Source organism: Pseudomonas putida (genome assembly GCF_026625125.1).
Lineage (GTDB): Bacteria > Pseudomonadota > Gammaproteobacteria > Pseudomonadales > Pseudomonadaceae > Aquipseudomonas > Aquipseudomonas putida_X.
Genome location: NZ_CP113097.1, coordinates 2,719,284 through 2,741,373 on the forward strand (window position 1 = coordinate 2,719,284; position 22,090 = coordinate 2,741,373).

Annotated in this window: 16 protein-coding genes and 5 pseudogenes; 20 read left to right on the forward strand and 1 reads right to left on the reverse strand. The window is 53.3% G+C overall.

Going from position 1 to position 22,090, the window contains the following annotated elements:
* Nucleotides 1-301: 301 nt before the first annotated feature.
* A complete protein-coding gene (locus tag OSW16_RS12535; RefSeq protein WP_241807112.1) occupies nt 302-1,318 on the reverse strand; it encodes a hypothetical protein in 1,017 nt (338 codons plus the stop codon).
* Between the two features lie 211 nt (nt 1,319-1,529).
* Here OSW16_RS12535 and tssI point away from each other — a divergent pair, with 211 nt between their 5' ends.
* From tssI to OSW16_RS12630, 20 genes and pseudogenes are all read left to right on the forward strand, one after another.
* On the forward strand, nt 1,530-3,383 hold the full coding sequence (tssI, locus tag OSW16_RS12540; RefSeq protein WP_267823548.1) for a type VI secretion system tip protein TssI/VgrG: 1,854 nt from the start codon (nt 1,530-1,532) through the stop codon (nt 3,381-3,383).
* Nucleotides 3,384-3,393: 10 nt separating this feature from the next.
* The gene (locus OSW16_RS12545; RefSeq protein WP_267823550.1) at nt 3,394-3,984 is read left to right on the forward strand and encodes a hypothetical protein; all 591 of its coding nucleotides are present in this window, start codon (nt 3,394-3,396) and stop codon (nt 3,982-3,984) included.
* Nucleotides 3,985-4,020: 36 nt separating this feature from the next.
* Nucleotides 4,021-4,488 (forward strand): DUF1795 domain-containing protein, encoded by a 468-nt coding sequence (locus OSW16_RS12550; RefSeq protein WP_267823552.1) that lies wholly within the window; start codon nt 4,021-4,023, stop codon nt 4,486-4,488.
* A gap of 6 nt (nt 4,489-4,494) precedes the next feature.
* Complete coding sequence (locus OSW16_RS12555) at nt 4,495-8,694, forward strand: RHS repeat-associated core domain-containing protein (protein WP_267823554.1); 4,200 nt, start codon at nt 4,495-4,497, stop codon at nt 8,692-8,694.
* Nucleotides 8,691-9,062, forward strand: coding sequence for a hypothetical protein (locus tag OSW16_RS12560; protein WP_267823556.1), 372 nt, complete (start codon nt 8,691-8,693; stop codon nt 9,060-9,062). The genes OSW16_RS12555 and OSW16_RS12560 overlap by 4 nt, the downstream gene beginning before the upstream one ends.
* Nucleotides 9,063-9,904: 842 nt before the next feature.
* Nucleotides 9,905-12,733 (forward strand): annotated as a pseudogene (locus OSW16_RS12565) (RHS repeat-associated core domain-containing protein); the annotation flags it as partial.
* A gap of 9 nt (nt 12,734-12,742) precedes the next feature.
* Nucleotides 12,743-13,543: a hypothetical protein gene (locus OSW16_RS12570; protein WP_267823557.1), complete on the forward strand. Its 801-nt coding sequence runs from the start codon at nt 12,743-12,745 to the stop codon at nt 13,541-13,543.
* 25 nt (nt 13,544-13,568) lie between these two features.
* Nucleotides 13,569-15,022: pseudogene (locus OSW16_RS12575) on the forward strand (RHS repeat protein); the annotation flags it as partial.
* A complete protein-coding gene (locus OSW16_RS27095; protein ID WP_418942184.1) occupies nt 15,014-15,145 on the forward strand; it encodes an HNH endonuclease in 132 nt (43 codons plus the stop codon). The pseudogene OSW16_RS12575 and the gene OSW16_RS27095, both read left to right, overlap by 9 nt.
* Before the next feature lie 62 nt (nt 15,146-15,207).
* Complete coding sequence (locus OSW16_RS12585) at nt 15,208-15,543, forward strand: DUF7716 domain-containing protein (RefSeq protein ID WP_267823560.1); 336 nt, start codon at nt 15,208-15,210, stop codon at nt 15,541-15,543.
* 146 nt (nt 15,544-15,689) lie between these two features.
* Nucleotides 15,690-16,751 (forward strand): annotated as a pseudogene (locus tag OSW16_RS12590) (RHS repeat domain-containing protein); the annotation flags it as partial.
* 427 nt (nt 16,752-17,178) lie between these two features.
* Nucleotides 17,179-17,688, forward strand: coding sequence for a hypothetical protein (locus OSW16_RS12595; RefSeq protein ID WP_267823562.1), 510 nt, complete (start codon nt 17,179-17,181; stop codon nt 17,686-17,688).
* 10 nt (nt 17,689-17,698) lie between these two features.
* A complete protein-coding gene (locus OSW16_RS12600) occupies nt 17,699-18,190 on the forward strand; it encodes a hypothetical protein (protein ID WP_267823564.1) in 492 nt (163 codons plus the stop codon).
* Nucleotides 18,191-18,373: 183 nt separating this feature from the next.
* Nucleotides 18,374-18,898 (forward strand): annotated as a pseudogene (locus OSW16_RS12605) (type IV secretion protein Rhs); the annotation flags it as partial.
* A 56-nt stretch (nt 18,899-18,954) separates the two neighbouring features.
* Nucleotides 18,955-19,251, forward strand: coding sequence for an RHS repeat-associated core domain-containing protein (locus OSW16_RS26925; RefSeq protein ID WP_324288850.1), 297 nt, complete (start codon nt 18,955-18,957; stop codon nt 19,249-19,251).
* A 261-nt stretch (nt 19,252-19,512) separates the two neighbouring features.
* Nucleotides 19,513-19,860, forward strand: coding sequence for a hypothetical protein (locus OSW16_RS12615; RefSeq protein ID WP_267823566.1), 348 nt, complete (start codon nt 19,513-19,515; stop codon nt 19,858-19,860).
* Nucleotides 19,861-19,994: 134 nt separating this feature from the next.
* Nucleotides 19,995-20,486: pseudogene (locus OSW16_RS12620) on the forward strand (type IV secretion protein Rhs); the annotation flags it as partial.
* Between the two features lie 104 nt (nt 20,487-20,590).
* Nucleotides 20,591-20,932 carry an AHH domain-containing protein gene (locus OSW16_RS27100; RefSeq protein ID WP_418942145.1) on the forward strand — a complete coding sequence of 114 codons (342 nt, stop codon included), beginning with the start codon at nt 20,591-20,593 and terminating at the stop codon, nt 20,930-20,932.
* Between the two features lie 10 nt (nt 20,933-20,942).
* Nucleotides 20,943-21,527, forward strand: a complete 585-nt coding sequence (locus OSW16_RS12625; protein WP_267823568.1) for an imm11 family protein — start codon at nt 20,943-20,945, stop codon at nt 21,525-21,527.
* 87 nt (nt 21,528-21,614) lie between these two features.
* Nucleotides 21,615-22,016 (forward strand): hypothetical protein, encoded by a 402-nt coding sequence (locus OSW16_RS12630; RefSeq protein WP_267823569.1) that lies wholly within the window; start codon nt 21,615-21,617, stop codon nt 22,014-22,016.
* Nucleotides 22,017-22,090 lie beyond the last annotated feature (74 nt).

Consider the following 22,090-nt stretch of genomic DNA (forward strand, 5'->3'; position numbering starts at 1 on the left):
CGATAAAGGCGAGAGTTGATAGGTGGGTCAAACTTTTTGGCGCGCCAGCATGCGTAAGCGGAGGTTATGACGAGTATGGGGCTAACGGTGCACATGGCGATGAGCATAAAGCCCAAATAGGGTGTGACTACAATGGGTGTATCTGTAAACAGGCTGCCGAATAGCGGCAGTATGTCGCTTACAAACCAGTTGGCTGAAAGGAGGCCTAAAGCGGCGGTCAATAGACAAATACTAAAAGCTACGAGGCGGAAGATATACGGTGAGCGCTCGTGAAATTCATAAGGGCGATGTGTGGTCATTGTTAGAACTTTGGCAGATTGAAAGTCGGGACGGAGGGCATGGACGGCAGCTCAGGCAATGACGGCCACCCAGGTAAATTGAGGTCTCCAGGCTGCAATTTTCTAAGTGCCCAACGCTTGGCCTCGCTGTACAGGTTCTCCGCAATTTCACTTACAATGTTCGTGACGGTTTCTTCTGCGTATTTTTGCATGTCTTCAACGCTGATGAGGCTGGCCTGCTGGTGTAGATATTGAATGTTATCTACGGCGTAGCGGAGTCCGGCTTTAACAGAATTTTTTATCCCGTATTCGGCGTCGAGTACGTTAAGCCCCCAGCCCACTGCGAACACAACAGCCGCACCCGCGATCACCGGTGCGGCGGCGAAAGTGGCCATTGTGCCAATAGCAAGCCCAACAGCATATCCGACTGCTGTCGCAATCCCAGCTTTCACCAACTCCACCCCGATACCACCAAACAAGTCACTCATCACGTGCTCGTCGCCAAACGCCCACTCCGCGACTTCGATACCGACGGCTACATAGCAAGAGAGCTTAAGCGCCTTGAGAGAGGAACCGCGAATGCCGTATTTGCCGATGCCCATGCTGATCAGTTTTGCGTTCTGAATACCATAGCGCGGCGCATTGAGCGTTTTACGTAACCCAGGGTACCCCGTGATAATTACGTACTGTTTACCCTTGTAAAAGGTGTAGCGTATCTTGGTGAGTAAACCACCCATATCTCTAACGAAAGAAGCCGCGTTACGTGCATCCCAGGCGGCCATGGCTGCGGGAACGCCCCATGTGGTATTCACAAACGTATGAGGCAGCCCGTTGTAGGCAGACTTGACACTTTGCCCGATGCCGCTCAGCAGGTCTGCCTGTGTGCGAGTGCATACCTGCGGAGGCTGTGTTACGGCGTGTGCTTGCGGTGTGGAGCGGTCCTGTGCCTGGAAAGCTTCAATCGGCATCATCACCATTTCCATGTGGTTAGAATCCATCTCCCGGTCAAGTTGGCTGAGTTGGCTCTCACTCACGCTCATCGCGGTGCTCCCTGAAAAATTCGCTATATGCTGCCTCATGGCTATGCGCAGGGAGCCTACACCTCAGACGTCAGCCAGAGCAAACTCATGGTCATGACGTCAGGTGATTTCAGCTTGGGTGAAAGGGGGATGGCTTAATGGCATCATTTGACAGCACCGGCGAACCACGTTTTCATTGGTAGATTTCCAGCTTGATGCAGGATGCATTGAAATGATTACGGACGCCCTCGAGTCGATGCTCACGCAGAATAAACGCCTGTTCACCTTCGACTCACCTTTGCCTCCCGAACAAGAGCTCCAACTGCTTAGTTTCAGCGGCCGCGAGGCGATTTCGGAACTCTTCAGCTTCCAGGCAGAACTCATCTCCCAGGATGCTCGGATCGAGCTCAAGAAACTCATTGGCAAGAAGGTAACTGTAGGCATCGCGCTTGCCGATGGGAGTACCAGATACCTCAGTGCGCATGTGTCTGACTTCGTGCATACCGGTGCCGACGGGGGTATTGCTAACTACAGCGCAGAGCTGGTGCCATGGCTCTGGATTCTCAGCCGTCGCCGTGATTCGCGCATCTTCCAAGACAAGACCACCGAGCAGATCGTCAAGGAAGTCTTCGACTACTACCTGACCTTGGCCGACCATGAATTCCGCCTGAGCCAACCGCTCAAACCGATCAGTTACTGTACGCAGTATCAGGAATCTGACCTGAATTTCGTGCTGCGTATGCTTGAACATGAAGGTCTGTTCTTCACTTTCGAGCATTCTCAGGAAGGCCATCGCATGATCATCAGCGATGACAGCAGCATCCTTCCGCAGTTGGAGCGCCAGCCGCTGATCCGTTACCACAGTGCGTCGGTAACTGAAACTGCAGACTCGATCACCGCGTGGTCTTCGGCGCGGCGGATGCAGCCAACGCGCTTGGCTCTAAAGTCGTTCGACTACAAGCAACCTGCCAACCCGCATCTGGTACAGCTGAATTCCGTCAACCAGCAGGGCGAGGTCGGCCAGTACGAAGTCTTCGAATACGAAGGCCTTTACGGCTACGCCGATTCAGATGAGGGCCTGCGCAAGGCTCGGCGTCGGCTCGAGGCAATAGAGGTGGACGGCAAGACATTCCACGGCAAGAGTAATTGTCGCGCCATGGAGCCGGGTCATTACTTCGAGCTTAGCCAGCATTACGATCACGACAACGACACGCCGGACGATCGCCAGTTTCTTCTGCTATCTGTCACTCACTGGGGGCGTAACAATTACGCCAATGACGGTGAGGCAGGCTACGGGAACAGCTTTACCTGTATCCGGCGCAAAATCCCGTTCCGCCCGTCATTGAGCACGCCTAGGGCAGGCATCTCCGGGCCCCAAACGGCCATCGTCGTCGGCCCGCCCGGCGAAGAGATCTATACCGACGAACTGGGGCGTGTGAAGCTGCAGTTCCACTGGGACCGCAACGGTGAGTTCAACGACCAGAGTTCCTGCTGGGTCCGCGTTGCCCAGTCCGGTGCCAGCGGCGGCTTCGGCAGCATCCAGATCCCCCGCGTCGGCGATGAAGTGGTGGTGGTGTTCCTCGACGGCAACCCAGATCGCCCGCTGATCATGGGCAGCCTGTACAACAGCAGCAACACCCCCCCATGGTCGTTGCCAGCGAACAAGACCCAGAGTGGTTTCCTGACCCGTTCGATGAAGGGCGACGGCGGTACCGCGAACTTCTTCCGCTTTGAAGACAAGGCCGGCGCCGAGCAGATCATCATGCACGCCGAGCGGAACATGGACACCGAGATCGAGCTGGACGAGAAACATGAAGTGGGGAACAACCGCACGATCACTGTTGGCGGTACGCACAACGAAACGGTCAAGAAAGACACCGTGGTGAAAGTGACCGAGGGCTCCTACACCTTGCAGGTCGACAACCAGTTCATTCAGGTGGCGGCCAAGCAGCACATCATCCTGAAGGTCGGCGACAGCAGCATCACGCTGACCCCTGAAGGCATCCAGATCAAGGGCAAAGTCATTACCACCACCAGTACCGACATCACCAAGATCACTGGCGCCCCGGTGCGGATCAACGACTGAGGCCAGGCTCATGTACAAACCCTCTATCTACGACCGTATCTCCGCCAAGCGGGAAGCGCTGGAGGAGGAGGCGCGCCTGGCCAAACTGGCAGAGGCATCCTCGGTACTCGAGCCGGAGCCTGAGCCGGAACCCGAACCGGTACCTGTGGCGCTGCGGGACGTGGCCAGCGGGTTTACCTTCGGTGGCTTCAACCTGCAGTTTCCGGCCGGCTTTCGTTTTCGCGACATCCAGACCACCCTCGAGCATGAAGGCGAACCTGTCTCGCTAAAAATACGGCGCCGCGATGCGCCCGCGCAGCAAACCTTGGAGCAATTGTTCGACGCCTCGATACAGGCGCTGCGTGAGTCGAACACGACATTGCGCGTAATCCGGCAGCGTGATTGCAGCCTTGCCGGCAATGCAGCCAAGGTCCTGGATTTTCATTTTTCGGCCGGCCTTGAGCAACGGCATGGCAGGCTGGTTGGGGCTCTGGTCCCAGTCGAAGGACAGGACAGATTGCAGTGGGTCGACATCTCGTGTGTGGTCGACCCCTCCAGGCCAGCGCTCAGCCTCTGGCTGATCGAGTTTGACAGCATGCTGGCAGGCCTTGTCGGCAACTGAGGCTCAACCTTTTTCGTTATCAGGAATTTTCATTACATGGACTATCAACTGCAGGAAGGCGGCATCGTGTTGCCAGAGGGCTTTCAGGACCGCACCGTCAACATGTTCGTATTGGGTGCCAGTATTCCTGCTCCCTTGAGTATCACGGTTTCCAGGGACAACCTTTTGCCGGGGGAGGCGTTGAAAGCCTACGTCGAACGGCAGGTGAAAATGCTTTCGTCAAAGCTGCGCAACTACTCGCTCCTGGGCACGAAAGCCGTCACCCTGTCGACCACAGCGCCCATCGAGGGGCTGCAGATCGATGCGTACTACATCAATGAAGGCCGCCCGTTTTACCAGCGCCAGGCCGCGTTTCTGCTGACGCCTGAACGCGCACTGATTTTCTCCACCACAGCCCAGGCAGACTTCAGCCCTGAACAGAATCAGGACTGGCAAAACCTGCTGGCCAGCTTCCAGCCCCGTACGAACGGTGGGACGACTACCGAGCCAAGCGAACAGGAGTAACCCCTCATGTTCGAAGCAGCCCGGTTTGGCGACGAAATCGCGCACACCAGTGCACTCGGAGGGTTCCTTCTTGGAGCCGCCCTGGGTATCGCGCTGGTGGCCACGGTGGCCATCGCCACCTTCACCTGTGGGTTTGGCGTCGCACTGCTGGCCGGTATGGCAGCGGGCATCGGTGGTAGCTTGCTCACTGCTGCGGGGGAGGCGTGGGGGCGAAGTAGGTCATCCCCCTCAGGGACGATAGCCACCGCCTCACCCAATGTGTTCATCAACAGCCTCAAAGCCGCACGCGTTGAAAAAAGCATCGGCGCCTGCGACAAACACCCAGGGCCGGTGAAGATCGCCGAAGGCTCGACCAACGTCTTCATCAATAGCGTTGCGGCTGCACGCAAGGGCGACAAACTGACCTGTGGTGCGACCATTTCCGGTGGTTCGGACAACGTGTTGATTGGCGGTGGTACCTACCAATATCTGCCCGTGGACGACGAAGTCCCGAAATGGCTGCGCACGACCGTAGACGTGCTGATGGCCGTCGCCGGTGCCGCCGGCGGTATCGCCCAGCTGATCAAGGCCGGCACCCAGGCCGGCATGAAAGCCGTCATGCCCTGCGCCCTGAAGTTCACCGCAGGCTTTGTCGCCGGCGAAGTCGCCAGCCGCTATGTGGTTGAACCGGTAGCGCAGCGGGCCATGGGCGCCCTCACCGGTAACCCGGTAGACCTGACCACCGGCCGCAAACTCATCCCCGACGAAATCGACTTTAGCCTGCCCGGCCTGATGCCCATCGAGTGGTCGCGCTTCTACGCCAGCGACCTGACAGTCGACAGCGTGCTCGGCCGCGGCTGGGTACTTCCGTGGGAACAAAGCCTGCGCCGCAAGGGCAGCTTCATCTACCTCACCGACAACCAGGGCCGCGAAGTGCCATTCGTGACCCTGCAGCCGGGCGAACGCATCTACAACCCCCACGAGCAGGTGTACCTGGTGTGCACCGAGGGCGGCCACTACATTCTGCAGACGCTGGACAACCTGTTCTTCTACTTCGGCGAAGTGCCAGACACCGACACCGACGTGCCGCTGCAGCGCATCGAAAATGCCCTCGGCCACTTCCTGCACTTCACCCGCACTGAGGATGGCAGGCTGACTGATATCAGTGCCACCGGTGGCACCCGCGTGCACCTGCATTACGACAACCCGCTGGGCCGGCTGACCGACATCAAGCGGGTAGTGAATAACGAAGCGGTCGAAACCCTGGCTCAATACCGCTACGACGAACACGGCCAGCTCAGCACGGTGATCAACCGCAACGGCGACACCGTGCGCAGCTTCAGCTACGCCGACGGCGTAATGGCAAGCCACAGTAATGCCCTGGGCCTGACCTGCCATTACCGCTGGGAAACCCTCAATGGCCAGCCGCGCGTGGTCGAGCACTGGACCAGCGACGGCGAGCACTTCCACTTCCGCTACGACTTCACCCAGCGCATCAGCTGGGCCACGGACGTACTCGGCCGCGAGCTGGAGGTGCAGTACAACGCCGACCACCGGGTGTTTGCCAGCCGCGACTACGGCGGCGAGCGCTACGCCATCGACCTGGACGATTTCGGCAACATGGTCGGCCTGACCCTGCCGGACGGCAACCAGCTGCACTTCAAGTACGACGAGTTCGCCCGCCTGCTCGAAGAAACCGACCCGCTGGGCCGTACCATCACCTACGAATACCATCACCTGACCACCCTGGTAACCAAGGTCACCTACCCGGACGGCAGCACCTGGCAGGCGCGCTACGACGACAAGGGCAACCTGCTCGCCGAAATCGACGCGCTGGGCCAGATGACCGAGTATCTCAACGGCGATGATGGCCTGCCGCACACCATCATCGATGCGACGTACAAATCCAAGCACCTGTGGTGGAACACCCTGGCCCAGGTCGAGCGGTATCAGGACTGTTCGGGCAAGAACACCTATTACCGCTACGACGAGCGCCATCACCTGGTGGCCGTGACCGATGCGTTGAACCAGACCACCATGCTGGAACGCAAACCGGACGGGGAGGTGGTCAAGATCGACCACCCGGACGGCACGGCAGAGACCTTTACCTACAACCCGTACGGCCAGGTGCTGACCCATACCGATGGCAAGGGCCAGACCACGCGTTTGTTGCGCACCGCCCGAGGCCTGCCGAGCAGCCGCCAGGATGCCAAAGGTCAGCAAGTTCGCTACGAGTACGACAAGGCCATCCGCCTGACTGCATTGGTCAACGAAAACAGCATGCCGTACCGCTTTGCCTACGATGCCTCGGACCGGCTGATTGAAGAAGTGCGGGTGGACAACCTGACGCGGCGCTTCACCTACAACGACGGCGGTCATCTGACCCGGCTGGATGAAATTGGTTACGGCGAGAACGGTGAACAGCCCCAGCGCGAAACGCTGTTCGAACGCGACCCAATTGGCCGCCTGATGGCCAAGCTCAACCGCGATGCGCGACAAGACTATGCCTATGACGATGTTGACCGGTTGCTGAGCATTGAACGGCAACCCAGCGGCATCGGCAAACAACTCGGCATTACCGAAGAAAAGCTGGAATACGCCTATGACCTGCTGGGGCGACTGACCCAGGAAATCACCCCACAAGGCGTACTCGGCTACGAATATGATCCGCTGAGCAACCTGACCACGCTGACCCTGCCGGACGGGCGCAAGGTCAACCACCTGTACTACGGCAGCGGGCACCTGCACCAGCTGAACCTGGACGGCCAGGTCATCAGCGACATGGAACGCGATGACCTGCACCGCGAGGTATATCGCACGCAGGGCAAGCTGACCAGTTGCTTTGGCTACGACGCCATGGGGCGCAAGGCGTGGCAGTTTGCTTCGACGCTGCCTGCAGAGAAGCTGTCGCAAGTGCACAACCCCGGCATCAATACGTCGTTGCTGGTGGAGCATGCGTACAACCCGATTTACCGCCGTTACCAGTACGACCCGGCTGGAGAGTTGGTACGCACCCTCGACAAATTGCGTGGCGAGATCAAGTACGAATACGAAGCCAACGGCCAGTTGCATAGCCGCGATACTGGTTCCATCATTGGCAGCGAAGAGTTCCGCTACGACCCGGCAGCCAACCGACTGGACTTCAATGCGCGGCAGTTGGAGAAGGTCAAGGACAATCGCATCAAGCGTTGGCGGGATCAGGAGTACCGCTACGACCCGTGGGGCAACCTGATCGAGAAGCGCTCGGGGCATAGCAAGTTGCAGAGCTTTAGCTATGACTGCGAGAACCGGCTGGTTCGGGCTGAGACGCTGGTCAATGGCAAGTTGGAAAGCACCGGCGCGTATCGCTATGACAGCCTGGGTCGACGGGTAGCCAAGCAGTCCGAGATCAACGGCACCACCGAGCAGAAGCGTTTCCTCTGGCAAGGGCTGAGGATGCTGGGTGAGGAGATGCCGGGGCGGAGCATCCTCTATCTCTACGAGCCGGGCAGCTATGCGCCGTTGGCTCGCGTTGATCAGGCTGAAGGGGAAGAGCAGACGGTCTACTACTTCCATACGGACCAGATTGGGACGCCATTAGAGTTAAGTAACAGCGAAGGCGAGATCGTTTGGCAGGCGACGTATCGTTCTTGGGGAGCGATTGAGCAGCTTACCATCAGTAACATTGAGCAGAATCTACGTTTCCAAGGTCAGTACTATGATGACGAGACGGGACTGCATTACAATACTTTTAGATATTATGATCCTGAAACCGGTCGCTTCATCAGCCATGACCCGATAGGCCTGTTGGGCGGATACAATCTTTATAGCTATGTTTCTAATCCCTTTAATAGAATCGACCCATGGGGCTGGTGCGAAAAGAAAGGGATGGGTGTGAGTAAGTCTGGGCATCATGTTCCATCGGTACGGAAGTCTAAAGGAAGACCTTTTGCCGTATCGAGATCTGATAAAACCAGGCCGACATTATTTCCAAAGGGGGAAAATCCAGAGCATGAACATTGGCTTCTACATGAGGCGGAACGAGGGCCAATTGGTCCACGACAAGGAGACTTCAAGGGCACTGATGATCAGCTTTTTTCTGCGTATCGAGAGGCATATAAAGATTTGGATCACATAAAGGTAGATGTGGTTTCTCCAAATGGAACTCATGTACTTGGGGAAAGTGTTACTCCGCGCGCAGCGGTTGATTTAATTGAAAACTGGCTTAAAGAGAGTGGCTTGAGATGAGTGATTCTTTGGATTCTATAAAGCAGATTGTTGAGAGAGATGGTTTTTTTGAAACTATCTTGAATGGTGTTAGTGACTGGGATAACGCTTTAGATGAGCGTGACGAGCCTGAGTTTGATGAGGCGTGGGTCAGCGCTTTTGAAGAGCTTAAGGCTCTTGATTACCCTGTCTGCGGGAGCGAGGTAATTGTAAGTGAGATAAGAGAGTTGGTCTTCAAAAAGGTTTTTTCTCTTGTGAGTAATTCTGAAGTTGCAGGTTATATCTCGGATGATTTTGGACTTATTGCAGAATCGGCTTCTAAGTTCCACAGCGTGGATTTTATTAGTAAGCTTTTGGCTAGTTATGTTTCCGGGTGCTTTCCGAGGTGAGCAGATCTGTGTAGGAGTGGGGGGTAGTAGCGGTAGGCTTCTGTGATGCCGCTACGGAGCTCCGAGAGTTTAGCAAGCAATTGGCGAGAAGTCCTGCCTTGCCACAGGCTAAGATACTCTTCAGCCACTTTTTGGAATTGCGATTTAATAGATGGTGGCATGAACTAAAAAAGCACCGCTGCAACATGCTGGTTTGCGAGGCTCTTTATTAAGTCGGAATTGTCCTGGTCTGAGGTGGCGATTGATCTTAATGATGTCGCAGCGCTTCGAAACTCAGATTTTTGCTCAATTGCCAGAGTCATTGAAGCATTTTTTTGGGCGGGGTAAGTGATACGACTTGGTGAGATGGTGATGACGAAAGCGAAGCGATTCGATTAAAGCTATAGCACGGTCTGGGGCTCAAGATGCTTCTGATGCAAATTGTTTCGGTGGGCTATTGTAACTGTGAAAGTTTAACAAGTTATGCCTGTAACGTTGCTCTCATTTGCAATTTATGATGGTGGTAATTTTCTGCCTTGACTTGGTCGGCGGGTGAGCATGTTTTGATTCGACCGATCTTATAGCTCTGAACTTCCTGTTAGTGAAAATTAACTGAGCTTATCGTAAGCATTATTAGTAGCTAAGGATTTTGATTGGCAGGGTTGGAGTCCCATGAGTTTACAAAGGGTATGGTTGGCGTTGCAAATTCCGCTTGTCTAACCAGTTGATCTTTAAAAATCTAAATTAAGGACTGAGGCACAAGCCTCAGTCCTGTTGGCGAAGTGCCAAACTGCTGCAACGCTTTAAAAAACGGCCTCGGCCACTTCCTGCACTGCACCTGCACCATACAAGGCACGCTGAGCGTGGTCGAGCACTGGACCAGCGACGGCGAGCACTTCCACTTCCGCTACGACTTCACCCAGCGCATCAGCTGGGCCACGGACGTACTCGGCCGCGAGCTGGAGGTGCAGTACAACGCCGACCACCGCGTCATCGCCAGCCGCGACTACGGCGGCGAGCGCTACGCCATCGACCTGGACGATTTCGGCAACATGGTCGGCCTGACCCTGCCGGACGGCAACCAGTTGCACTTCAAGTACGACGAGTTCGCCCGCCTGCTCGAAGAAACCGACCCGCTGGGCCGCACCATCGCCTACGAATACCATCACCTGACCACCCTGGTAACCAAGGTCACTTACCCGGACGGCAGCACCTGGCAGGCGCGCTACGACGACAAGGGAAACCTGCTCGCCGAAATCGATGCGCTGGGCCAGATGACCGAGTACCTCAACAGCGATGATGGCCTGCCGCACACCATCATCGATGCGACGTACAAGTCCAAGCACCTGTGGTGGAACACCCTGGCCCAGGTCGAGCGGTATCAGGACTGTTCGGGCAAGAACACCTATTACCGCTACGACGAGCGCCATCACCTCGTGGCCGTGACCGATGCGTTGAACCAGACCACCATGCTGGAACGCAAACCGGATGGGGAGGTGGTCAAGATCGACCATCCGGACGGCACGGCAGAGACGTTTACCTACAACGTCTACGGCCAGGTGCTGACCCACACCGATGGTAAGGGCCAGACTACCCGCCTGCTGCGCACCGCCCGAGGCCTGCCGAGCAGCCGCCAGGATGCCAAAGGTCAGCAAGTTCGCTATGAGTACGACAAGGCCGTGCGCCTGACCGCGTTGGTCAACGAAAACAGCATGCCGTACCGCTTTACCTACGATGCGTCGGACCGGCTGGTGGAAGAAGTGCGGGTGGACAACCTGACGCGGCGTTTCACCTACAACGACGGCGGCCATCTTACCCGGCTGGACGAAATCGGCTACGGCGAGAACGGTGAACAGCCCCAGCGCGAAACGCTGTTCGAACGCGACCCCATTGGCCGCCTGATGGCCAAGCTCAACCGTGATGCGCGACAAGACTATGCCTATGACGATGTTGACCGGTTGCTGAGCATTGAGCGGCAACCCAGCGGCATCGGCAAACAACTCGGCATCACCGAAGAAAAGCTGGAATACGCCTATGACCTGCTGGGGCGACTGACCCAGGAAATCACCCCACAAGGTGTGCTCGGCTACGAATACGACCCGCTAAGCAACCTGACCACCCTGACTTTGCCGGACGGGCGCACGGTCAACCACCTGTACTACGGCAGCGGCCACCTGCACCAGCTGAACCTGGACGGCCAGGTCATCAGCGACATGGAACGCGATGACCTGCACCGCGAGGTGTATCGCACACAGGGCAAGCTGACCAGTTGCTGTGGCTACGACGCCATGGGGCGCAAGGCGTGGCAGTTTGCTTCGACCCTGCCGGCAGAAAAGCTGTCGCAAGTGCAGAACCCGGGCATCAACACCTCGCTGTTGGTGGAGCACGCCTACAACCCGATTCACCGTCGCTACCAGTACGACCCGGCGGGCGAATTGGTGCGCACGCTGGACAAGCTGCGTGGCGAAATCAAGTACGAATACGAAGCCAACGGCCAGTTGCATAGCCGCGATACCGGCTCGTTGGTCGGCAGCGAAGAGTTCCGCTACGACCCGGCAGCCAACCGCCTGGACTTCAATGCGCGGCAGTTGGAGAAGGTCAAGGACAACCGTATCAAGCGTTGGCGGGATCAGGAGTACCGCTACGACCCGTGGGGGAACCTGATCGAGAAGCGCTCGGGGCACAGCAAGCTGCAGAGCTTTAGCTATGACTGCGAGAACCGGCTGGTGCGTGCCGAGACAGTGGTCAACGGCAAGCTGGAAAGTACGGGCGCTTATCGCTATGACAGCCTGGGGCGGCGGATTGCCAAAACCGCTGAAATCGAAGGCGCGACGGAGCAGAAGCACTTCCTATGGCAAGGATTGCGGATGCTGCGCGAGGAGACGCCGGGGCAGAGCATTCTGTATTTGTATGAGCCGGGTAGCTATGCGCCGTTAGCGCGAGTGGATCAAGCGGAAGGAGACGAGCAGAAGGTCTATTATTTCCATACTGACCAGATAGGTACGCCGTTGGAGCTTAGCAATAGCGAGGGCAAAATCGTCTGGCAAGCGACATATCGCTCGTGGGGCTCCATAGAGCAGTTGGCCGTTAGTGAGGTCGAGCAGAATCTCCGATTCCAAGGTCAGTACTTCGATATTGAAAGTAACCTGCATTACAACATCTTTAGATACTACGATCCTGAAATAGGCCGCTTCTTCACTCAAGACCCTTTAGGGCTAGAGGGTGGGAATAATCTGTATGCGTATGTGTCTAGCCCGATTACTTGGGTCGATCCATTAGGGTTGGCCCCTTGTCCGATGCGGGAAGTTAACGGTGCAAAAGTATTTGGTAAGGGGCAAAAAGATGGTACGCCAGGTCATGATCAGTTCTCTGAGGTCATCGCTAATAAGTTAGCGATGAGCGGTAAGTTCAAAGAGATTTATATGAACAGGTCGTACAGCTTTGCAAATGGTAAGGGGGTTTCAGGCAGGCGTCCCGACATAATGGCTATTGACAAGGCTGGCAGGGTTCACGCCATAGAGTTAGCATCCAAAACTGATATGGGAGGCAAACTGCCATCGTTGACGGCACGTAATCAGGCTGCTATGACTAATTTGCCAAAAACCGGTCAGGGTAACATTGTCGTATTGAAACATCCTTACAATGCATCAAAAATAAAAAGTGTTTTGGATAATTTAATTGAGAGTATATGAGGGGCTGTTATGTCAGTATCTAGCGCTGTAGCAATATATGGTGTCGATAAAACCCCTGTCGAGACCGCCTTTGCGATTGGGTTGGATTTTTTTTCGATTATAGGGTTTGATATTATAACTTCTGGATATTATAAGTATAGAGAGGATAGGAGCGAGGAAGATCTTGACTTCGTTGAGCTTTCAGTAGTCGAACTGAAGGACGAAATACGTGCCGGTAATGTTACTTCGTTTAGGCTTTATTCTGAAAATAGTAGCGGTAGGCTGTGGGATGCATCTTTTGGCTATTCAACTGAGGATTTTGGTGGTTTTTTTCATATTGACGCGCAGTGTGTAAAGTCGCTCTTTGGAGAGCAGGAGTTTGTGGCATTTATTCGAAAGGTTTGCGACTCTTCGGAATTTAAGTATGCGATATTCTACGAGGCTGATGATGTTTCCGAAGGCTTTTATTATGCTCAAGGAGAGAATCTGGTCAGTCTTTATAACTACGAGAATCCAGTGTTGTTCGCAAGAGAGACAGGGGGGAGGTTTAGGGGCGCGGAACGCTATAATAACAATATGCTACGGATGGTCTATCCAATAAATGTGTTGAATGAGATGCATCTCCATATAGAAGTTGAAGGGATGATGCTTCGCGATTGGATTCTTAGTGACGGGCGGCACGGCACCCTTGGTGAAATGCCTAACGGTATGTGGATTTGGCAGGTAGAAGAAAAGGATCTAGGCGATGTTAATGCTGCGCTCGGAGCTTTGGGTGTTTTAATCTCTTGGAAGCCCCCTCGATCTTTAAAGTCGTCCAGAATTCTGCTGTAAAACTGATTTCTATGAATGATCGAATGATGCCAAAGGTCAGCAAGTTCGCTACGAGTACGACAAGGCCCTCCGCCTGACTGCATTGGTCAACGAAAACAGCATGCCGTACCGCTTTGCCTACGATGCGTCGGACCGGCTGGTGGAAGAAGTGCGGGTGGACAACCTGACCCGGCGCTTCACCTACAACGACGGCGGCCATCTTACCCGGCTGGACGAAATCGGCTACGGCGAGAACGGTGAACAGCCCCTGCGCGAAACGCTGTTCGAACGCGATCCGATTGGCCGCCTGATGGCCAAGCTCAACCGCGATGCGCGACAAGACTATGCCTATGACGATGTTGACCGGTTGCTGAGCATTGAACGGCCACCCAGCGGCATCGGCAAACAACTCGGCATCACCGAAAAAAAGCTGGAATACGCCTATGACCTGCTGGGGCGACTGACCCAGGAAATCACCCCACAGGGCGTACTCGGCTACGAATATGACCCGCTGAGCAACCTGACCACGCTGACCCTGCCGGACGGGCGCAAGGTCAACCACCTGTACTACGGTAGCGGTCACCTGCACCAGCTGAACCTGGACGGCCAGGTCATCAGCGACATGGAACGCGATGACCTGCACCGCGAGGTGTATCGCACGCAGGGCAAGCTGACCAGTTGCTTTGGCTACGACGCCATGGGGCGCAAGGCGTGGCAGTTTGCTTCGACGCTGCCTGCAGAGAAGCTGTCGCAAGTGCAGAATCCGGGCATCAACACCTCGCTGCTAGTGGAGCACGCCTACAACCCGATTCACCGTCGCTACCAGTACGACCCGGCGGGCGAATTGATGCGCACGCTGGACAAGCTGCGTGGCGAAATCAAGTACGAATACGAAGCCAACGGCCAGTTGCATAGCCGCGATACTGGTTCCCTCATTGGCAACGAAGAGTTCCGCTACGACCCGGCGGCCATACGGATCAGATTGGGACGCCATTAGAGTTAAGTAACAGCGAAGGCGAGATCGTTTGGCAGGCGACGTATCGCTCTTAGGGTTCGGTAGATCAGCTAGTCGTTACAAACATCGATCAGAATTTGAGATTCCAAGGTCAGTATTTTGATGCTGAAACTGAGCTGCATTACAACATGTTCCGTTATTATGACTCAGGTGTTGGGCAGTTTGTGACCCAAGATCCTATTGGGTTGCAAGGACGAGTTAATTTATACAGATATGCTATTAATGCTTTGTCTTGGATTGATCCTCTCGGTTTGGCAAATAGGCCGAACAACGGCAGATATGATATTTTTTACGATCACGCGCTGGGTCCTAAGTATCGCTACTCCAGCGATGCCGTTCAGTTTAATAGGGCAAATGCAGATCTGTTAAATAGAATGGAGATCGAGCCTGAGTTCAGGAAGGATATGCTGAATCGCTATCCTAAGCTTGAGGGGTGGGCTAACGCGGGGAACAAAAGTGCCGGCACGCCTGGTTTAATATGGCACCATCATGCAGATGTCAATAGGCTATCTCTTGTAGATCGTATGGATCATAAAGCTAATCATGGGCTATGCCACCCGATTGGTAAGGGTGGTCGAGATATATGGGGTGGCGACGCTCAAGGGTGAAAAGGGAAGCTTGACGGCGCAACGGGAAAAATTTGCTGCGGTTAACATACTGGAGTTATTAAATGTTATTAAAGAATAAATTTTATGCGCTTTCAGAGATAATTGATCATGTGAGGTTTTTTGCAGAGCAAGATGATGAGTTTTGTATTTATGGTGAGGATCAAGATCGCCTCGATCTGAGTGCGCACTATCTTGTCGCGGATTACCCAGACGTGAAGGATGATAAGGAGGTATTTCCAGAGTCTGTTAAAAAAGCAGGGCTGTGCTATTTATATTCTGGGCAGCAATTTGTTGACGTTGTAACATTGCTGGCAGAGCAAAGTCCTGATGCATCTTACGGGGACTATATTAAAGCGCTAAATTATTATCAGGATAACGATGAGTTTTTTGATTTGTAATTTTCCCGTCTTGCTGTAAGCGAGCACTCACATATCATATGTAACGTATGCTGTGCGTGACACACTGATCTCGCACAGTCATACGTATCGAGCTAGCAAACGGATGCACGAGGTGGGCGTGAGTGATGGTTGACGGCAGCAGCGGTAGTGATGACCTGTACCGCGAGGTGTATCGCACCGACGGCAAGCTGACCAGTTGCTTTGATTACGATGCGATGGAACGCAAGGCATGGCAATTTGCGTACACGCTGCCGGCAGAAAAGCTGTCGCAGGTGCACAACCCCGGTATCAATACCTCGTTGCTAGTGGAGCATGCCTACAACCCGATTCACCGTCGCTACCAGTACGACCCAGCGGGCGAATTGGTGCGCACGCTGGACAAGGTGCGTGGAGAGATCAAGTACGAGTACGAAGCCAACGGCCAATTGCACAGCCGCGATACCGGCTCGCTTATAGGTAGCGAAGAGTTCGGCTACGACCCGGCGGCCAACCGGCTGGACTTCAATGCGCGGCAACTGGAGAAGGTCAAGGGCAACCGCATCAAGCGCTGGCGCGATCAGGAGTACCGTTACGACCCGTGGGGCAATCTGATCGAGAAGCGCTCGGGGCACAGCAAGCTGCAGAGTTTCAGCTATGACTGCGAGAACCGGCTGGTTCGCGCTGAAACGCTGGTTAATGGACAATTGCACAGCGTCGGGAATTACCGCTATGACAGCCTGGGGCGGCGGATTGCCAAAACCGCTGAAATCGACGGCACCTCGGAACAGAAGCACTTCCTCTGGCAAGGACTGAGGGTGCTGCGCGAGGAGACGCCGGGGCAGAGCATTCTGTATCTCTATGAGCCTGGTAGCTATGCGCGGTTGGCACGTGTGGACCATGCGGAAGGGAACGAGCAGAAGGTCTATTACTTCCACACTGACCAGATTGGTACGCCGTTGGAGCTGACTGATAGCGAAGGCCAAATTGTCTGGCAGGCGACATATCGGTCTTGGGGAGCGATTGAGCAAATGACGGTCAGTGAGGTCGAGCAGAACCTACGCTTTGAGGGCCAGTACTTCGATGCCGAGACAGGGCTGCATTATAATACATTCCGTTATTATGATCCTGAAATGGGTAGATTTATCGTACAGGACCCATTGGGCCTGATGGGCGGGGATAATCTTTATCGTTACGGTCCGAACCCAACACTGTGGATTGATCCTCTCGGCTGGATGCCGTTGGCTAACCCAGTTAAAGTAGGTCATCACATGGTTTCACATTCGCTGGCTACTTCTTTGGGGATAACTCCATTCAAATCGTTTAATAATGTTACCTCCATGTTCTGGCTGCAGCCAGGACAATGGAATAGAATGGAGCACAGCGGTATGCACGGTTACAACGGTTTGGCCGCAAGTACCAAGCCGGCATTGACGCTGGATGCTTTTAAATCCGAAGGTCTAACGAATGAGAAATGGCTGCAGTCGCTTGAGGCTCATTATAATAATCGGAAATTTCACACTTTAGAGGAGATTTAAGATTTGTCGAGAACGGAAATTCTGGGCGTATCATTGCTGTGAATGTTTCTCCTGCTGAAGGTTGGGCGGCTACCAAAGCATGGGCGCGATCTAAAGGTGCAAGTTTGCCGGGGTGCAGTTGATGAAAAGCGCTAAAATCAGTTTTATAACGGTTAATGATTCAAGGTTGGTAGCTAGTGGTAAGTTGGAAATTGGTGGTGCAGTGGTGCGCCTTAATGATTTTGACTTTGGCGAGTTTGGGGCTGTCCAGCGAAAGGTTATTGTTGGCTGGTGTGTTGGAGAAAGACCTAGATATTCTACCGCTGTTCGTGGGCGAGAGATTTCTTCCAAGGAAATATCCATAGTTGACGAGTCCGGCGGTCCTGTTGTGCTAGATCTCGGCTGCGAAAGATTAATGCTGGACGAAGTAAGCAACGCTCATGCATGCTGCAAGCTAGTTGTTAACGTTTCGCTTGAAATTCCATTAGAAGCTTTTGGTGAAGTGCCGCCTCATATCGAGCCGCTACTCCAGTACTCTGAAATATTACATGTCACGATCTCACTTTTTAGCGAGGATGTAGGCGCGCATGTGGAGTTAAGTCCCAAGCGGCCGGTGTACGATGGTTACGGAGAATTGGGTTTTTCTCGCTGATCTGGATAAGATGAATGAATACATTGTTTCCAGGTTGGGTGCTGATGTTATTAACCTTAAAGATGCGTTCTGTGAAACTGAAATTGCAAATGAGCTGTTTGCTGAAGGCCTATTAGTCTTGGTTTGGGGGATGACGCCGTCGCACTACTATCTGTATGGCTTAAACGAGGCTGGAGATGCCGCTTATATTCCAAGGCTTATCAATCCGCAGTTCCATGGCAGCTATAGATTGCGTCGTGAAATTCAAAATCCGAGCGTTGTGCCAGGCGAGTTTTTGCTGAATTGGCCAGAATGCCTTAGCAAGAGCTTTCCAAAAATCAAAATAGGTGGCGAAGGGGAGCTATTAAAGGTCCATATCAGTGTTATGGGTTTTTACGTTCCAAATGTCGGTGTTGGACCGCCCCTATCGGTAATCATAGCTAGCAGAGAGGACAGTGAGCCTGTTATTGATCCCTTGCTAATGGTAGATATTGAGGCGGTAGAGCCTAAATTATGTTTTTGATATTTTAATATTGTTTTTGTGGTTTGTGCAATTGTATGCAGTAAGTTTACTGCATGGCTTATTTTGATTGTTTGATTTAACGTGGGTGTTTTCTCTACGTTGGTGCAGTGAGTTGTCGGATCTTTAACATTGCTGGGGTGGAACCGGATGCCAACGTTGTCTCATTCGCTTCCAAATTAGGAGAGCTACTTCTACCTCACCGACAACCAGGGCCGCGAAGTGCCATTCGTGACCCTGCAGCCGGGCGAGCGCATCTACAACCCGCACGAGCAGGTGTACCTAGTGTGCACCGAGGGCGGCCACTACATTCTGCAGACGCTGGGCAACCTGTTCTTCTACTTCGGCGAAGTACCAGACACCGACACCGACGTGCCGCTGCAGCGCATCGAAAACGCCCTCGGCCAATTCCTGCACTTCACCCGCACTGAGGATGGCAGGCTGACCGATATCAGTGCCACCGGTGGCACCCGCGTGCACCTGCATTACGACAACCCGCTGGGCCGGCTGACCGACATCAAGCGGGTAGTGAATAACGAAGCGGTCGAAACCCTGGCTCAATACCGCTACGACGAACACGGCCAGCTCAGCACGGTGATCAACCGCAACCGCAACCGCAACCGCAAAGGCGACGCCGTGCGCAGCCGCAGCTACGTCGACGGGGTAATTGCAAGCCACAGCAATGCTCTGGGCCTGACCTGCCATTACCGCTAGGAAACCCTCGATGGCCAGTCGCGCGTGGTCGAGCACTGGACATTGAGCAGAATCTGCGTTTTCAAGGTCAGTATCATGATGGCGAAACGGACCTACATTACAATACCTTTAGATATTATGATTCCCAAAATGGCCGTAACATTAGCCAAGATCCCATCGGTTTGTTTGGCGGTAATAATCTTTATCAGTATGCGCTGAACCCAAATTCTTGGATAGACGCCCTGGGGTTGGCGTGTGATAAATGGGATGTAAATGCTCATCAAGCAAACAAAAGTGCAGTAAAAGGTAAAAACTTAGGATTTGGATTCACATCATGTTGGGCAGAAAAACTTGATGTGAGACCTTGTTGAGGGCTACGATCCTGCAAGAGGGCCTGCTATGCTGGTTCCGCGAGTAGGGCATACTGTTTCTAAAGAGGGTGTAGGCATTGTCTCTTGAAGCAATATAAATCCTAGGACGGGACTTCCTTTTGTTAATGCTCGTGATGTGGTTGCGCGTGATATCAGAGAGCTTAGGCGTGTTTATCCAGACGTGCCAAATGAAAAGCTGCAAGAACTGATAGCTCTAAATGAGGCTATGTAACCAGAAGTGCGAAAATAGAGGAGTGTGCCATGAGTGATAAACTATTCGTTGAAGCTGTTTTTTCTGAGCTGTACGGCAAAAACCTTTCGCAATACAAGGATTCGCTTACTAAGCCTGTTAATGGAGATAAGGACTCCTATGCGCGGGCTCGTAATGCTCTAGCATCATTGAGTGAAACTCAAAAGCTCGATGTTTTTGATTTTTTGAAGGTTGTTATTGCGGATAGTGCTTCTGTGATTCTTGGTACGTTGGATGGGGTTCATTTTCCGGATAATCTTGAGGGTGAATTTGTGTTAAGTGTGGATGGCAATGAGATTCAAGGTAATTTGCAAGATATATTCATTGACAAGGTCCAGGAAGAAGGTGTTTATGATTAACTCTTAAATGCACTTCGCCCCAGAAGTCTGCCATCCTGTTGTGGTGTCATAAAGCTTTGAACTTAAAAATACAATTAAAAATGGCTGAGGCGTAAGCTTCAGTCATTTTAGCTATATGGTAATCGTAACGTATGTGGTTCGGCGCAGTGCCCGACACCGAGGTCCCGCTGCAGCGCATCGAAAACGCCCTTGGCCACTTCCTGCGCTTCACCCGCACCGAACAAGGCAAGCTGACCGACATCAGCACCACCGGCGGCACCCGCGTGCACTTGCACTACGACAACCCATTGGGTCGACTCACCGACATCAAACGCGTGGTCGACATTCAGGCTGTCGAAACGCTGACCCAGTACCGCTACGACGAACACGGTCAGCTCAGTGCCGTGGTCAACCGCAACGGCGACACCGTGCGCAGCTTCAGCTATGACGAGCGCCAGCACCTGGTGGCGGTGACCGATGCGCTGAGCCAGACCATCACGCTGAAACGCAAAGCGGACGGGGAGGTGGTAAAGATCGACCATCCGGACGGCACGGCAGAGACGTTTACCTACAACGTCTACGGCCAGGTGCTGACCCATACCGATGGCAAGGGCCAGACCACGCGTTTGCTGCGCACCGCCCGAGGATCCTGCTGGATTATCACCTAGCAAGCTTCTTGCTGCTGCCATGGCAAAGGCTGGAAAAACAGTTCCCTCTGTGACATGCCGCCCGCCATTTAATTCCTATTAATGTGGTAAATAAGTCTAATCTCATTCAAGAGGCAATGAAGCGAGGTATATATAATCCAAATGGCGCTAGCAACGGATCACCACTCCCTACCACATCTGCGGAATCCCTAGCCTCAGGTAAACCGCTGCATAGTGGTGGCCATTTGGGTTCTTACTATGACGCAGCTAGGAACCGCTTATTGATAGCGGAGCAGAAGATTGGCAATGTGGCTACTGCATCTGATAAGACTCTTCTTAAAAAGATCGGCGCTGTCGAACGCAGTATGATGATGAGTCTTGGTTCAGATACCTTGCGCTTACAAAATACGGACCCTAGGCCGAAAGGCACCAGGTGGACATGTTAGGAGAAAAATCATGAAATATTTCACAATGTCGCATGAGTTGGTTGAGGGTGGATATACGGATGGCGATGTTTTATTCTCTCCAGGGCTCGAAGATTACTATCAAGTAGGAAAATCCCTTCCGTTAGACGGTATATCAATTACCGTAGTGTTGGATAAAAAAGTCCGCAGTCTGAAATCTGATTTTTTCTTAACAGCATGCGGTGCGTTTATTGGGTCGAAAGAGTTAAGGGTTGTATGTGAGGAGTTGGGTTCAGATGCCAGGTTCGTAAAAGCTGAGGTGAAATATTTTGGCGGAAAGTCTGTAGAAAAGGATTACTTTTTGATTCATTTAGATGCGAAGATCAAATGCTTCGATTATGAGCAATCAGATTATTCTGGTAAGAACATGGTTTTAAGAAGATTGCAGTCAGGGGAGTTGGATGCTGAGTACTTGGCCCGAGGTGTAACAAAGCTGTGTATTGATGAATCAAAAGCAGATGGTTCTCATTTTTTATTTTTGGGTGACGTGGCTTGGATTGATCCGATAGTGTCGGAAGTTTTTGTTAGTAAGGTTGAAGACAAAAAGCTCGCGACAAGGTTCATTGCTCTCGGCTGAGTGGTCGGTTTCGCGGGTGTCACCATGCGTTGATGTGCTAAGTGTCGTAGAGTGGGGTTCGTCGAAGTTTGTGCATCGGAGATAGGCTTGATCACAAAGCCTATCAAAAAATATATCACCCTGGTTGCACGGGTGGTCGTAATAAATGGGGCGGAGGTACCGCCTGAAGATGATGGAGATATGATGAAAACATATAATGGGTTTGCCGCACTCCTGAAGGACGTCAATCAGCTTCCAATCACTGGGTGGATTTTTATTGATCGAGGTATTGATGTCGGGTCCGAGGCTTCGATTGCTGAAGCTAATTACCACCTCGCCGAAGCTGAGCTCGAAGAGATTGATTTCGAGAAAACCAAGAAGACTTTCGTTGAGTGTCCAACCTTTGTGGATATTGTTTCAATTCTTGATAAAAGACCGACTCGCCAACACTTGGGTGACTACATCGCTGGCGTGATTCATTATCGAGAAAATGACGATTTCCTTGACTGAGTTTCAGGCATTTTAGCTGGCGCTGCATCAGGCTTGTTCTTTGGCGTGTGTGCTTGCTGGTTGGTGCGGTTAAC